Origin of the sequence: Alteriqipengyuania abyssalis, from assembly GCF_019857185.1 — a bacterium.
GTDB classification, from domain to species: Bacteria; Pseudomonadota; Alphaproteobacteria; order Sphingomonadales; family Sphingomonadaceae; genus Alteriqipengyuania; species Alteriqipengyuania abyssalis.
In genome coordinates this window covers 598,049-612,321 of record NZ_JAHWXP010000003.1, presented here as the reverse complement: position 1 = coordinate 612,321, position 14,273 = coordinate 598,049, and the positions used below count along the sequence as shown (strand labels likewise).

Sequence of the window (14,273 nt, the reverse complement as noted above, 5' to 3'; positions counted from 1 at the left end):
CGGCTTTTTGCCCTCAATTATGGAGTGATTTCTAAATGCTAAGTCGCCTCAACGACTGGCCCCTGTCGCGCAAGATGCTGCTCGCCTTTGGCGCGCTGTTTATCTCCTTCGCGGCCATGGCCACGGTTTCGTATGTCGCCGAAAAATCCGCGCTCGCCTATTCCGAACAGGCCAATAAACGTGGCCTGGTAGCGACCTCGGCGCTTGCTCGGGTACAGGATCAGGTCAAGCAGTACCGGATCCTGGTTTTCGCCCACGTCAACCGGATTAGCGAAGAGGATCGCATCAATACCGAAGAGCGTATGGCCAAGGCTCAGACCGAGCTCCACGCCGCGATGGACGACTATGCCGAGGCAGCGGAACTCGCGCAGCGCGAAGGCGACCAGGTGACCCGCGACTTCGAGACTCTCGAAAGTGCAATCGACCGACTTGAGGCGACCAACCAGCAACTGATCGCAATCAGCAGCGCACAGCCCCGCGAAGTGGCGATCCAGTTCCTGCGCACCGACGCAAAGGAAGCCTCGCATGATGCCATCGAGGCAGTCGAAACTCTGGTCAAGGAAGTGATCGACACGCGTCAGGCCGCCTTCGAAGAAGCGCGCGACTTCGGCAGCTTCATGGAAATGCTGTCGCTCCTGATCGCCCTATTCGGCATCGGCGCGCTAGGCGCAATCTGGTTTGGCCTGAACAGGAGCGTCGCCAGCCCGCTTGCCGCGCTGGCCGATACGACCCAGCGTCTGGCCGGTGGAGCTGACCTTCCGGTGCCTTCCACCAATCGCACGGACGAAGTCGGCCAGATCGCCAAGGCCGTGGACAGCTTCCGCGTGGCCGCCGCCAAACGCTCGGAAGACGCCATTCGTGAAGCCGAGGAACAGCGGGTGGTGACGACCGCACTGAGCAGCGGGCTCAACGCGCTCTCGGAAGGCGATCTGACCACGGAACTGAAGGCCGACTTCCCGCCCGCGTACGCAGAGCTCAAGATCAATTTCAACCAGGCAATCGAGCGCCTGCGCGAAATGATCTCGGCCGTTGCCGACAGTGCCGAGGCGATCGGAACGGGCTCGCGCGAGATTGCGCAGGCATCGGAAGATCTCGCTCGTCGTACCGAAAGCAACGCCGCCAGCCTGGAGGAAACCTCCGCCTCGCTGACGCAGATCGACCAACGCCTCAAGGCGTCCGCAGATGCTGGCCAGCAGACCGTCGTACGCGCAGACAACGCGATCAAGGCGGTCAGTGGTGGGCGCTCGATCGCGGATGAGGCGGTTCAGGCGATGGGCCGCGTCAGCGAGAGCGCCAAGGGCATCGACGCGGTGATCGAAGGTCTCGACAAGATCGCCTTCCAGACCCGCGTTCTGGCGATGAACGCCGCCGTCGAAGCAGGCCGTGCCGGTGAGGCGGGGCGTGGCTTCGCGGTCGTCGCCGATCTGGTCAGTGCGCTGGCCATGCGCGCCGAGGAAGAGGCCAAGCTTGCCCGCGACCAGCTGACCGTGACGCAGGCCGATATCGGCACTGCGGTGAACGCGGTCGAGCGTGTCGACGGCGCGCTTGCGGACATCACCGAAGGGGTGAGCGAAGTGCACACCCTGCTGGGCACGATGGCGGCGGACAACCAGACCCAGTCGTCTTCGGTGACCGAGATCAGTTCGGCCATCTCCAGCATGGACCAGTCGACGCAGCAGAACGCCGCGATGGTGGAAGAAACCTCCGCTGCCGCCCGCAACCTGCTCAGCGAGGTCAGCTCGCTGTCGGAGCGCGCTTCCCTGTTCCAGACCGGCAAGGCCAAGGTGACGGTTACGGCGCCCGCGACCAAATCGCGTTCGCTTCCGGCCCCGGCGGCCAAGCCTTCCTCCACCTACGTCTCTCCCGTCGCGGCTCTTCCCGCCAATGGGGCGGGGGCCGGCGGTGCGGACGACTGGAACGACTTCTAGTTCCACTTCCTCACTCGATGCCAGGCCGGCCACCTTAAGGGTGCGACCGGCCTGGCAGCTTTATGCGTATGGTGCTTCACGAATTTCTGAAAAACATGCCTAAATAAGTTATTGTAAAAGCCTCCGATAAGTTACGTAATCCTATATAATATTAGCAGGAAAGCCTTTCACCCGCGGCGTTCGGCTATAATAGCTGGAAGCGTAATCGTGCGGACGCGCCTTAGAGTATCGCACAATGAGAGTGAGGTTTAGCTATGCACTGGTTCAGAACAGTTGCCCCGATCAGGTTGAAGCTGCTTATAGCATTCGGTTCGCTCACGGCGCTGACCGCGATGGTTGGTATCGTCGGCGTGATCATGGGGGACGCCATCACCATGGCTGCCGGAGCGGTGGCCACTCTGATCGCAGCGGGTCTGGGCGTCGTCTATCGCACCAATATCGCTGATCCGTACGTGACCACCGTGGTCCGTATGGAAGGTCTCGCTGCCGGGGATCTGGATTCGCCGATCGAGTTCGTCGATTATCAGGACTGCGTGGGCCGTATCACACGGGCCATGTTCACCTTCCGCGATGCCGCGGTCGAGCAGAAGAAGCAGGCGGACGGGCAGGCCGAGGTCGTAAAGGTCCTTGCCGCGCATCTGGCCAAGCTGTCCGAAGGCGACCTGACTGCCGAAGTGAACGCGGAATTCCCGCCCGCCTATGCCGAGCTCAAGACCAACTTCAACGAAGCGGTGGTGCGCCTGCGCGAGATGATCTCGGCCGTCGCCGACAGCGCCGAAGCGATCGGCACCGGCTCGCGCGAGATTGCGCAGGCATCGGAAGACCTTGCTCGCCGCACGGAAAGCAACGCCGCCAGCCTGGAAGAAACCTCTGCCTCGCTCGCACAGATCGACGAACGGCTGCGCGCCACCGCGGGTGCAGGCCAGAAGACGGTGCAACGTGCGGACTCGGCGATTGGCGTCGTCAATGGCGGTCGCTCGATCGCCAACGAGGCGGTTCAGGCGATGGGCCGCGTCAGCGAGAGCGCCAAGGGCATCGACGCGGTGATCGAAGGTCTCGACAAGATCGCCTTCCAGACCCGCGTTCTGGCGATGAACGCTGCCGTCGAAGCAGGGCGTGCCGGTGAGGCGGGCCGTGGCTTCGCCGTGGTTGCCGATCTGGTCAGTGCGCTGGCCATGCGCGCCGAGGAAGAGGCCAAGCTCGCCCGCGATCAGCTGACCGTGACCCAGACCGATATCGGCACTGCGGTGAACGCGGTGGAGCGCGTCGACGGCGCGCTGGCAGAGATCACCGAGGGTGTCAGCGAAGTGCACAGCCTGCTGGGCACCATGGCGGCCGACAACCAGACGCAGTCTTCGTCGGTGACCGAAATCAGCTCCGCCATCTCCAGCATGGACCAGTCGACGCAGCAGAACGCGGCAATGGTGGAAGAGACTTCCGCTGCCGCCCGCAACCTGTTGAGCGAGGTCAGCTCGCTGTCGGAGCGTGCGTCTCTGTTCCAGACCGGCAAGGCCAAGGTCACGGTTACTGCGCCCGCCTCAAAGGCCCGCTCGCTTCCGGCCCCTGCGGCCAAGCCTGCCAAGGCCTACGTATCTCCGGTCGCGGCCCTGCCCGCGAACGGCGCATCGCATAGCGGTGCGGACGACTGGAACGACTTCTAGGGAGGTCCAGCCGTCAAACGAAATCGGGCCGGCGTTTCCTCGGGGCGTCGGCCCGGTAACCACCATGCCGAGTACGGCGATGTTCCGCTCCGTAGGTAAAGGACACGGGCGGTCGGGCCGACAGGATGGTCTCCCGCACCTCAACAACGAGAGTTTACCCAAGATACCCAAGCAAGAAATGCAGTCGCGGCTTGAATTTGCCGCGTTCGACACCCAGCAGCAATCATTGTTGTCCAAGTCCAAGTCGCGCATTGAGCGGGTTCTTCCGAAGGCTCTCGACCGCTTTTACGACGTTGTCCGCAAGACGCCGGAGACGGCACGCTTCTTCAAGGACGAGAAGCACATGACCGGCGCCAAGGCTGCCCAGTCGCGCCACTGGAACAACATCGCGACCGCGAATTTCGACGAGGCCTATTACGAGAGAGCGTCCGGCGTATCGGCGAATGCCATGCCATCATCGGGCTTGAGCCGCGTTGGTATATCGGTGCCTACGCGGTGCTGCTCGAGGAGATGTTCCGTGGGCTCGCAGGTGGCTCCGGTCTCAAGCGCCTTGTCCCCGGCAACGACATCGAACTGATCATTTCGGTGCTCAAGGCAGCGCTGATGGACATGGAGCTGTCGGTCTCGATCTACTTCGAACGCACCAAGGCCTCGCAGGTCGCCGTGGTCGAAGCGCTCGAGCGCGAACTGAGCCGCCTGTCGCAGGGCGATCTCACCGCCCGCATCGACGGAGATCTCGCGCCGGAATATGCGACGGTGAAGACCAACTTCAACGACGCCGTGGCGAACCTGCGCGAGATAATTTCGGCCGTTGCCGAAAGTGCCGAGGCGATCGGTACCGGCTCGCGCGAGATTGCGCAGGCATCGGAAGACCTTGCCCGTCGCACCGAAAGCAACGCCGCCAGCCTGGAGGAAACTTCCGCCTCGCTGACCCAGATCGACGAGCGTCTCAGGGCGTCCGCGCATGCGGGCCAGAAAACCGTCGAGCGCGCCGATTGCGCAATCAAGGCGGTCAATGGCGGCCGCTCGATCGCGGATGAGGCGGTTCAGGCGATGGGCCGCGTCAGCGAAAGTGCCAAGGGCATCGACGCGGTGATCGAAGGTCTCGACAAGATCGCCTTCCAGACCCGCGTGCTCGCCATGAACGCCGCCGTCGAAGCTGGCGTGCCGGTGAAGCGGGCCGAGGCTTCGCGGTGGTCGCCGATCTGGTCAGCGCGCTGGCCATGCGCGCCGAGGAAGAGGCCAAGCTCGCTCGCGACCAGCTGACCGTGACCCAGACCGACATCGGGACTGCGGTTGGTGCGGTCGAGCGTGTCGATGGCGCACTTGCGGACATCACCGAAGGGGTGAGCGAAGTGCACAGTCTTCTGGGCACGATGGCGGCGGACAACCAGACCCAGTCGTCTTCGGTGAGCGAGATCAGCTCGGCTATTTCCAGCATGGACCAGTCGACGCAGCAGAACGCCGCGATGGTGGAAGAGACTTCCGCTGCGGCGCGCAACCTGCAGACCGAGGTCGGCTCGCTTTCCGAGCGTGCGGCGATGTTCCAGACCGGCGCCGATCGGTCCGGCGTGCGGGTCACCGCTCCGGCGTCGAAGGTCCGGTCGCCCGCCCATGCTTCCGCGAAGAGCCACGGATCGCCCGCTGCGAAAGACGCCGCTCTTGCGGGCGCGGATGACTGGAACGGTTTCTAGGACGAACTGCCCCTCCAGCCCGGGAATGCCAGGGCCGCCGCTTCGGTAGGGAGCGGCGGCCCTGTTCGCATCCTGGCTCGCAAATTCGTGGGTGTGTCCGCCGGCAGGTGGCCTGCCGCTGGACCCGACGGCCGGGGCAGACGCAGACGGCGGACAAAAAGGGGGAGCGACAGATCGTCTGTTGCTCCCCCTTTTGGCTGAATGTCACGTGGTGTCTTCAGGCTTTGACCAGCCGCTGCGCTGCGAGCCCTTCCATGACGCTGCGGTTGACCTCGATCAGGTCCTCGATGCTTTCGCGGCCGGCGATAACCTCGCTCGAGAAGCGATTGACCCACAATGCGAGGGAGATGATCGAAGCGCGCAGCTCGTGGGGGAGTTCATTGCCGGGAGAAGTGCAGTCGGCGGAGAAGATGTTCCACATCTCGCGATTGCGATGCAGCGGCTCGGCCAGTTCGGCCCCCTGCTTTCGAGCATCGCGGGCGGTGATCATCTCTCCGGTGATCTGCCCCATCAAGCGATGCTCGGTATCGCGGGGCGCTTCGGAGAGCCGGCGAACACTCTGGTAAGCGGCAAGCGACATGAAAAACTCCTCTGACGGTGTTCTTCTATTTTAGACGGAATGCCGCGTATCCCGTCACCTGACGGGCCATTTTACGGGTGCTTGCCTCCGTGACCCTCTGAAATCCTCCTATAATCTAAAGGCGCGTGCCGTGCGTGCGATTACGAGGACTTCTCCATGGATCTGCCAACTCATCCTCTTGCCGGGATGCGCCTTGCGATCAAGGAGACACTCGACACGACCGAGGTTGATCGGGTGTGCGTGATCGGACGCGTCGATCCGCTTACCGAAGATATCCTCGCGCAGTTCGAAATGGAGGGCGGCACGCTCGAGCTGCTGGACTGCGCTTGCGGCACGACGGCGTTTCCGATGGATTTCGAATCCTGCGCCTGGATCATTCCCGAAGTCGCGAACTACTTTCATGCCTATAGGTTGCTGCACGGCATTCGCGCGACGTCCATCAGACAGCGAACCCCTCTGCTGGTCCTGCGCCCGCAGCTGGAAAGCGCGATCGCCCGCCGCGACTACTACGTTGGAATTCCGAGCGTGCCCCAGGCATGGCGGCACTGTTCGGAAACCTGCCTGGTACGCGGCGAGACGATCGAACGCGCCAGCATCAAGGGCGGCCAGCGCAATGGTGTGCTGACGGCGATCGAGGATTTCACGCAGGAGGTTTGGGACGAAGGCACCGCGCTCGCCTACACCTGCCTGCCCACGATCGGCGGCTTCTGCGCCCTGTTCGACGTGGAGGCCGACTGGGCTCCCGAGCTCGCATACCGCCTGTCCAGGTTCCACGACAGCGCTGCCGTTGCCGCGATGACCGAACAGGAACTGCTCGATTATCTGGACATCATCGGTCGAGCGCGCGGTGGCGCGGGCACAACCGAAGAATAAACCGCCCGTTCGCGTCCGGGCCCAGCTCCGGCGCACTATAATTCTCCTTAGACCCTAATCGACGAAAGCGACCGAGAATCCATGCTCAACGGCATTGGCCTTATTGTGATCCTTGCTTGCGTGTTCGGCAGTTTTATTCTGGCCGGCGGCAAGATGGACATCATTTCTCATGCGCTGCCGCATGAGATGATGGCCATCGGCGGCGCAGCGATCGGATCCTTCCTTGTCGCCAACTCGATGGGTGTGGTGAAGAAGGCGGGCAAGGGGCTCATCCGTTCCTTCAAGGGGCCGCGCTGGAAGGAAAGCGATTATCGCGACCTTCTGACGATGCTGTTCAGCCTGCTGACGACCTTCCGCAAGGGCGGCGCGACGGCGATCGAACCGCATCTCGACGCTCCGGAAGAAAGCTCGCTGTTCAACCGCTATCCGCGCATCCTCGCCGACCATCACCTGGTCGAGTTCATCTGCGACTACCTGCGCATGATGACGGTCAATTTCGAAGACCCGCACCAGATGACCGAAGCGATGGAAAACGACATCGAGCGGCATCACCATGAAGAGATGGAGCCGCAGCACGCGCTTCAGGTGATGGCCGATGGCCTGCCCGCCATCGGGATCGTCGCCGCCGTGCTGGGGGTGATCAAGACCATGGGTTCGATCGATCAGCCGACCGAAATTCTGGGCGGAATGATCGGTGGCGCGCTGGTCGGGACCTTCCTTGGCGTGCTGCTTTCCTACTGCCTCGTCGGCCCGCTTGCAGCCAAGCTGCTAGAAACGATCGAGGCCGATTCCAAGCCGTTCATCATCGCGAAGACCGCGATCATCGGACACGCCCAGGGGCTGCCCACACAGGTAGCCATCGAAATTGCGCGGCGCATGACACCTTCGGGTTTCGCGCCGTCCTTCCAACAGCTCGAGACCGCACTTGAGGAGGCGAACAGTGAACTCAACGCCCAACCCGCCTGAAGACAATACGCCCCCGGGCGACAGCAAGGGCAAGCCGCAGGGCTCCGTCACGCTTCCGGCGAACGGCACCACTGCCACTGCCGAGGAACTGCGGGTCCAGCTGGTGCTGGCACTCGACGGCCAGGCCCCGGCGGAAATCGACGCCAGCGAAGTGGAGAACGCCGGTCAGGCGGTTCTGCAGCTGCTGGTTGCCGCTCAGGCCGAAGCGCGCAGCGCGGGCCGTCCGTTGACTTTTACCAATCCCAGCGCGGCTTTTCGCGACCGCGTCGAACGTTGCCATCTGACCGATCAGATCGGCCTGGATCCTGAAGGAGTTGCCGCGTGACCAAGCGCATTCTGACTGTCGATGACTCGGCGAGCATGCGTATGCTCTTGAAGGCATCGCTGACCAAGCAGGGTTTCGCCATCGAAACCGCCGATGATGGCGAGCACGGCCTTTCGCGCATGTGCGAGCTGAACCCGGACCTGCTGATCACCGACATCAACATGCCCAAGATGGACGGCTTCGAGCTGATCGAGGCGGTTCGCGGCATGCCGGAGTTCCGCGGGACCCCGATCCTGGTCCTGTCGACGGAATTTTCCGACGACAAGAAGGCCCGTGCGCGCAGCGCGGGTGCAACCGGCTGGATCACCAAGCCTTTCGATCCTGACAAACTGGGGGCGGCGATCCGCAAGGTGTGCCCATGAGCGACGATCTCGACGATATCCAGGCAATCTTCTTCGAAGAATGCAACGAAGGTCTTGCGACCGCCGAAGCCGGCCTCAGCACGATGGCCGACGGCGACACCTCGGCCGATGTGATCGCAGGCGTGTTCCGCGCGGTCCACTCGATCAAGGGCGGCGCGGGTGCCTTCGGGCACGAGGCGCTGCAGAGCTTCTCGCACATCTTCGAAAACCTGCTCGACGAAGTGCGCGCGGGCCGGATCGAACCGACCGCCCATATCTGCAAGAACATGCTGCTTGCCTTCGACGTGCTCTCCGATCACGTGCAGGCGGCGCAGGGTTTTGCGCCCGTGCCGGACGACGCCGCGATGCTGGCCACGCTCGAAGCGCTGCTGGTTGAAGGCGCTGGCGATGCGCATGCCGAAGACGCCGCCACGCTTGCGCCGAGCGCACCTGCTGCCGAAGGCGAAGCGGACGAGTTCGGCTTCATGCCGGTGGTCGTCGATATCGAGGATCTCGACCAGGATCCCGATCCGTTCATGGATCTGGGGGATGGCGAGGCACCGCGGGCGGCTGAGGCTGCGGGCTGGTCGATCCGTTTCGCGCCGTCGCGTGAAGCGATGGCCAATGGCAGCGAACCCCTCCTGGTGCTGCGCGAACTGGAGCGGATGGGCGGCGAGGTTGTCGGTGTGGAGACCGGTTCGTTGCCGTCGCTGCGCGAGATGGACCCCGAAGGTGCCTATTTCGCCTGGTCGATCGAAATGCCTGCGAGCGTGACGCGTTCGGACATTGAGGAGGCGTTCGACTTCGTCGCGCCCGACTCGGTGGTCGACATTGCCGAAGGCGTGGCAGCGCCGTCGCAGGACAGCACGCCGGCGGAACAGCCCGAGGCCGCCCCCGAAGCGGATGCACAGCCCGTCTCGACCGCCTCCTCGCCGAACGCGCCTGCAGCCGAAGACAAGCCGTCCGAGCCTCCGGTGAAGGCCGTCCCGGCGGCTCCGCCGGCGGAGGCCAAGGCAATCGAGCCGCCGCAGAACATCCGTGTCGACGTGTCCAAGCTCGACATGCTGCTCAACCTCGTCGGCGAACTCGTCATTCGCAACTCGATCCTGGCGGACCGACTCTCGTCGGCCGACCAGCAGCGGGTCGAACTGCCCGAACTGGCGCGCCTGACTCGCGAGATTCAGGACAATGTGATGGCGCTGCGCGCGCAGCCCATTCGCCAGGCGTTCTCCCGCGTGCCACGGATGCTGCGCGAGCTGTGCGCGGCGACCAACAAGGACGTGGCGCTCGAAATGTCGGGCGAGGCGACCGAAGTCGACAAGAGCGTGATCGAAAAGATCGGCGAACCGCTGACTCACATGATCCGCAACGCCGTCGATCACGGTATCGAAAGCGCGCAGGAGCGTATCGAGAAGGGCAAGCCTGCGCAGGGCAACCTGCGGCTGTCGGCTGAGCAGAGGGGTGCGCGTATCTTCCTGCGCGTCGCCGATGACGGGCGCGGCATCGATCGTGAACGCGTGCTCGCCAAGGCGGTCGAGAAGGGCATCGTCGCCGCCGACGCGACCCTGAGCGACGAAGAGATCGACAACCTGATCTGCGCCCCCGGCTTCTCCACCGCCGAAACGATCTCGTCCATTTCCGGACGCGGCGTGGGCATGGATGTCGTGCGCAGCAATGTCGAGGCGCTTGGCGGCCGGATCGAGATCACCTCGGTTCCCGGCAAGGGCACCACCTTCACCATGATCCTGCCGCTGACGCTGGCGATCCTGGATGGCATGGTCGTGCGGCTGTGTGGCCAGCGCTACGTGCTGCCGCTGTCCAACGTGGTCGAGACCGTCCAGCCCGAGCCCGGGCAGATGCGCCCGGTCGCCAACAGTTCGGAAGTGATCGACATGCGCGGCACCTACGTGCCCGTGAAGCGCCTGTCCGAGCTGTTCCAGCTGCCGCCCGCCGATCGGGAAGACGAGGATAGCGTCGTCATCATCGTCGAAACCGATGCGGGCAATGTCGGCCTGATGGTGGATACCATCGAGGACCGCCGCGAAGTCGTGATCAAGAGCCTCGACCAGAACCTTTACCCGATCCGCGGGCTGGGTGGCGCGACCATCCTGGGTGACGGCTCGATCGCACTCATTCTCGATATCGAGGCCCTGGTGGCCTCGGCCAACTCCCCCAACAAATTCGTCCTGAAAGGAATGGCAGCATGAACGCGACCGATACCGCCGATCTCAACACCATGACCGCTGCGTCTGTGCAAGCGACCGAAGCGGTCGACGATGCAGAGCGCAAGATCGTCACCTTCCTCCTCGGCAAGCAGACCTTCGGCATCGACATGTCGGCGCTGATCGAAATCCGCGAATGGGAAGATCCCACTCCGCTGCCCAGCGTGCCCGCCTACATCAAGGGCGTCACCAATCTGCGCGGCCATGTCGTGCCGGTGGTCGGCCTGGCCGAGCGTCTCGGCTGGGAGCCCAGCGTGCTGCATGCGCGCTCGTGCATCCTGGTGGTCAATATTGGGGGCAAGCACGCCGGCTTCCTGGTCGACGAAGTGGCCGACATCGTGTCGGTTGCGGACAGCGCGATCCAGCCGGCCCCTGAAGTTGAAGTGACTGAAACCAGCGTGATCCGCGGTCTGGTCGAAATCGGCCAGCGTAGCCAGGACAGCTCGGACAACAAGCACCAGATCATGGTCTCGCTGCTCGACCTCGAGAAGCTCAGCCCGACCCGCCATCTCGACCTGGCCGCCTGATGACGCCTGCGGTCTCCCCTGTCGGCACCGTGTCCGGCCCCGGGCCCGAAGAAGCGCGGCTCGATCCGCGCGACTTCGCGCGGGTCGCGGCAATCGTGGATCGCGAAGCGCGGATCGCGCTTCAGCCCACGAAGGCGACGCTGGTCTTCTCGCGTCTGAGCCGCCGTCTGCGAGAGCACGGACTGGCTTCGTTCGGCCAGTACATTTCGCTGGTCGAATCCGACGCGGTGGAACGTGCTGCGATGGTCGAGGCGCTGACCACCAATCACACCCACTTCTTCCGCGAAGGCCACCATTTCGATCACTTCAAGCAGAATGTCCTCGGCGAACTGCAGGCACGTGCCCGCGCCGGACACGCCGTGAGGCTGTGGTCGGCCGGATGCTCGAGCGGTGAGGAAGTCTATTCGCTGGTCATGTGCATGCTGGGCACTTCGCGGCCCGAAGCACGCTGGGCGACCGATGGCGACGTCAAGGTGCTCGCCACCGATCTGTCGTCGCGCGTCGTCGCGGCGGCGCGCAGGGCGGTCTACCCGGAGAACACCGTCAAGCCGATCCCCGACGAGTATCGGCGACTGTGGCTGCGCGAGGAGGGAGCCGACTTCGCCGTCGTCGACCAGGCGCGCGAGCTGGTGACCGCGCGCGAACTGAACCTGTTCGGCGAATGGCCGATGCGCCAGCAATATGATGTCATCTTCTGCCGCAATGTCATGATCTATTTCGACGACAATGCGACCTCCGAGCTGATCGCCCGGTTCGCGCGCCTGCTGCGACCCGGTGGCTATCTTTACATCGGCCACTCCGAGCGTCTGATCGGCCCGGGTGCCGACGTCCTGATCAATTGCGGCCAGACGATCTTTCGCAAGGAAGGGGCCCTGCAATGACGTCTCCGGTTCGAACCCTGGTGGTCGACGACAGCGTGACGATGCGCACGATGCTGTGCGCCGCACTCGATGCCGATCCCGATATCAAGGTGGTGGGGTCCGCACCCGAGCCGCACGCGGCGCGCCAGTTGATGCGCGAGCTCGATCCCGATGTGGTCACGCTCGATGTCGAGATGCCCGGCATGGACGGGCTCTCCTTCCTCGAGAAGATCATGCGCCTGCGGCCGACCCCGGTGGTCATGTGCTCCTCGCTCACCACGCACGCGGCCGAGGTCACCATCGAGGCGTTGCGCCTCGGTGCGGTGGACTTCGTCGCCAAGCCGACGGGCGCGGGGGCCGACATGGCGCGCGCGGCTGCGGAGCTGTGCGAGAAGGTCAAGGCTGCGGCGCGTTCGCAGGTGCGGCACTCGCCCAATATCGCGACGCCGGCTCCGGTCGATGCGGGCGGTGGAATGTTCCTCGACGATCGTCTGATCGTCATCGGATCGTCCACCGGCGGCGTCGATGCGCTGTTCGCCATTCTGCCGAGCCTGCCCAAGGATGCGCCGCCGGTGCTGGTCGTCCAGCACATGCCGCCGGCCTTCACGGGCAGCCTTGCGCGCCGTCTGGATGGCGTGTGTGCGGTGAAAGTCATGGAAGCGTACGACCGCGCACCGCTGGAGCGTGGAACCGTCTATATTGCTCCTGGGGGGGACCACCACATGGTCCTCTCTGGCAAGACCGTTCGCCTGATCGATGGAGATCGTGTGACCGGCCATCGCCCGTCCGTCGACATGCTGTTCAAGTCGGTCGCACCGCTCGGTCGCAAGGCTGTGGGCGCGATCCTGACAGGGATGGGCGACGACGGCGCGGCCGGCCTGCTGGCCATGCGCCAGGCGGGGGCCCGCACCTTCGGCCAGGATGCACAGTCCTGCGTCGTTTACGGGATGCCGCGTGCGGCCGTCGCCATGGGCGCGGTCGAAAGAGAATTGAGTCTGTCTGCGCTGCCGATGGCGATCATCGGCGCCTGTCGCAGCAAGTAAGGGGATCGGTTATGCCGGCAGCGTCCGCAATCAAGGTAATGGTGGTCGACGACCAGACCAGCATGCGCGCGATGATCCGCCGCACGCTTCAGGATCTGGGCTTTCGTGACGTTCGCGACAAGGCGAGCGCGACCGAAGCGCTCGACGACGTGCGCGCCAATCGCGTGCATCTGATCATTTCGGATTACAACATGCCCGAAATGGACGGGCTCCAGTTCCTGCAGGAAGTGCGCAAGGATTCGGTGATCGGCAAGACGGTCTTCATCATGCTGACAGCGTCGGCGGAGAAGGAGATCGTCCAGAAGGCCGCCGAGATGGGCGTCAACAACTACGTGGTGAAGCCCTTCACGCCTGCAGCTCTCAAAGAGAAGATCGAGCGCGTCTTCGGGGCGCTGTCCTGAACGCCATGCGCCGCGTCTCCATCATCCAGGGCGAACATCGCGTCATTGCCGAACCGGAGGTCATGCTGACCACGGTTCTGGGATCGTGCGTTGCCGTGTGCCTCCACGATTCCGTGGCTCGCCTTGGCGGGATGAACCACTTCCTGCTCGGCGAACCGACCGCCGGGCACGATGTCAGGCCCGAGGAAATGCAGCGCTACGGGGTGCACGCGATGGAACTGCTCATCAACGCGATGATGCAGGCCGGTGCGAAGCGCGAACGGCTCTGCGGCCATCTGTATGGCGGCGCGAATATCGTCGCCGGGCTGGGGGCGATCGGCAGCAGCAATGCCGAGTTTGCCCGCCGGTTCATGCAGACGGAAGGTCTGGAGGTGCGCCATTGCGACCTCGGTGGGACCAGCGCGCGCAAGGTCGAATTCCTGCCGTTCGACGGCAAGGTCCGTTCGATCAAGGTTACCGACGCACCGCTCGAGCAGCGCCCGCAGCGGATCGCCACCAATGATGTCGAGCTGTTCTGATGCCTTTGTCGGAACGCCTTCTTGTTTGCCTGGGATGAGCCATGGATATTCTCGAAAAACAAACTGCCGAACTGTGCCGGGCCATTGCTGACGAAATTCGTCAGGTAAGCCTTCTGGTGGAGGAACTGGCCCACGTCCTCGTCGCCGACGAAGACATTGCTCTGAGGCATCTGCATCGCCTGCAGGCGTTCGATCTGGTCATCCAGCGCGTGGGTGAGAGTGCCCACGTGCTCGAGCGGCTGGCGTCGGGCGTGCATTCCAACCAGGCCATTGATGCGGTCTGCCTCGAAGCGCTGCAGGACCGCCTGCGGGCGGCCACCCGCGCGAACTGAGC

15 protein-coding genes and 1 pseudogene are annotated in these 14,273 nt (G+C 63.9%); 15 read left to right on the top strand and 1 reads right to left on the bottom strand.

Annotated elements, in window-relative coordinates; all coding sequences use genetic code 11:
• Positions 1–35 precede the first annotated feature (35 nt).
• The 4 genes and pseudogenes from KYN89_RS12710 to KYN89_RS12695 all read left to right on the top strand — a co-directional run.
• The gene (locus KYN89_RS12710) at positions 36–1,928 is read left to right on the top strand and encodes a HAMP domain-containing methyl-accepting chemotaxis protein (RefSeq protein ID WP_248285213.1); all 1,893 of its coding nucleotides are present in this window, start codon (positions 36–38) and stop codon (positions 1,926–1,928) included.
• A gap of 254 nt (positions 1,929–2,182) precedes the next feature.
• Positions 2,183–3,589, top strand: a complete 1,407-nt coding sequence (locus KYN89_RS12705) for a methyl-accepting chemotaxis protein (protein WP_222825390.1) — start codon at positions 2,183–2,185, stop codon at positions 3,587–3,589.
• 64 nt (positions 3,590–3,653) lie between these two features.
• Positions 3,654–4,166 carry a protoglobin domain-containing protein gene (locus KYN89_RS15520; protein ID WP_429699546.1) on the top strand — a complete coding sequence of 171 codons (513 nt, stop codon included), beginning with the start codon at positions 3,654–3,656 and terminating at the stop codon, positions 4,164–4,166.
• Positions 4,091–5,283, top strand: a pseudogene (locus tag KYN89_RS12695) (methyl-accepting chemotaxis protein); the annotation flags it as partial. The gene KYN89_RS15520 and the pseudogene KYN89_RS12695, both read left to right, overlap by 76 nt.
• A gap of 217 nt (positions 5,284–5,500) precedes the next feature.
• Here KYN89_RS12695 and flaF read toward each other — a convergent pair.
• A complete protein-coding gene (gene flaF / locus KYN89_RS12690; RefSeq protein ID WP_222825388.1) occupies positions 5,501–5,863 on the bottom strand; it encodes a flagellar biosynthesis regulator FlaF in 363 nt (120 codons plus the stop codon).
• 156 nt (positions 5,864–6,019) lie between these two features.
• Here flaF and KYN89_RS12685 point away from each other — a divergent pair, with 156 nt between their 5' ends.
• The 11 genes from KYN89_RS12685 (at position 6,020) to KYN89_RS12635 (ending at position 14,271) form a co-directional block, all read left to right on the top strand.
• Positions 6,020–6,736, top strand: a complete 717-nt coding sequence (locus KYN89_RS12685) for a hypothetical protein (protein WP_222825387.1) — start codon at positions 6,020–6,022, stop codon at positions 6,734–6,736.
• An 81-nt stretch (positions 6,737–6,817) separates the two neighbouring features.
• Positions 6,818–7,702, top strand: a complete 885-nt coding sequence (motA, locus tag KYN89_RS12680; RefSeq protein WP_222825386.1) for a flagellar motor stator protein MotA — start codon at positions 6,818–6,820, stop codon at positions 7,700–7,702.
• Entirely contained in the window at positions 7,677–8,027 is a 351-nt protein-coding gene (locus KYN89_RS12675; RefSeq protein WP_222825385.1) for an STAS domain-containing protein, read from the top strand. The genes motA and KYN89_RS12675 overlap by 26 nt, the downstream gene beginning before the upstream one ends.
• Positions 8,024–8,389, top strand: coding sequence for a response regulator (locus KYN89_RS12670; protein ID WP_222825384.1), 366 nt, complete (start codon positions 8,024–8,026; stop codon positions 8,387–8,389). Before KYN89_RS12675 ends, KYN89_RS12670 begins: the two co-directional genes overlap by 4 nt.
• On the top strand, positions 8,386–10,575 hold the full coding sequence (locus KYN89_RS12665) for a chemotaxis protein CheA (protein ID WP_222825383.1): 2,190 nt from the start codon (positions 8,386–8,388) through the stop codon (positions 10,573–10,575). Before KYN89_RS12670 ends, KYN89_RS12665 begins: the two co-directional genes overlap by 4 nt.
• A 29-nt stretch (positions 10,576–10,604) precedes the next feature.
• Positions 10,605–11,117, top strand: a complete 513-nt coding sequence (locus tag KYN89_RS12660) for a chemotaxis protein CheW (RefSeq protein ID WP_222825557.1) — start codon at positions 10,605–10,607, stop codon at positions 11,115–11,117.
• Complete coding sequence (locus tag KYN89_RS12655) at positions 11,117–11,998, top strand: CheR family methyltransferase (protein WP_222825382.1); 882 nt, start codon at positions 11,117–11,119, stop codon at positions 11,996–11,998. Before KYN89_RS12660 ends, KYN89_RS12655 begins: the two co-directional genes overlap by 1 nt.
• Entirely contained in the window at positions 11,995–13,020 is a 1,026-nt protein-coding gene (locus tag KYN89_RS12650) for a protein-glutamate methylesterase/protein-glutamine glutaminase (protein WP_222825381.1), read from the top strand. Before KYN89_RS12655 ends, KYN89_RS12650 begins: the two co-directional genes overlap by 4 nt.
• Before the next feature lie 11 nt (positions 13,021–13,031).
• A complete protein-coding gene (locus KYN89_RS12645) occupies positions 13,032–13,421 on the top strand; it encodes a response regulator (RefSeq protein WP_222825380.1) in 390 nt (129 codons plus the stop codon).
• 5 nt (positions 13,422–13,426) lie between these two features.
• Positions 13,427–13,939: a chemotaxis protein CheD gene (locus KYN89_RS12640; protein WP_222825379.1), complete on the top strand. Its 513-nt coding sequence runs from the start codon at positions 13,427–13,429 to the stop codon at positions 13,937–13,939.
• A gap of 41 nt (positions 13,940–13,980) precedes the next feature.
• Positions 13,981–14,271: a hypothetical protein gene (locus tag KYN89_RS12635; protein ID WP_222825378.1), complete on the top strand. Its 291-nt coding sequence runs from the start codon at positions 13,981–13,983 to the stop codon at positions 14,269–14,271.
• Positions 14,272–14,273 lie beyond the last annotated feature (2 nt).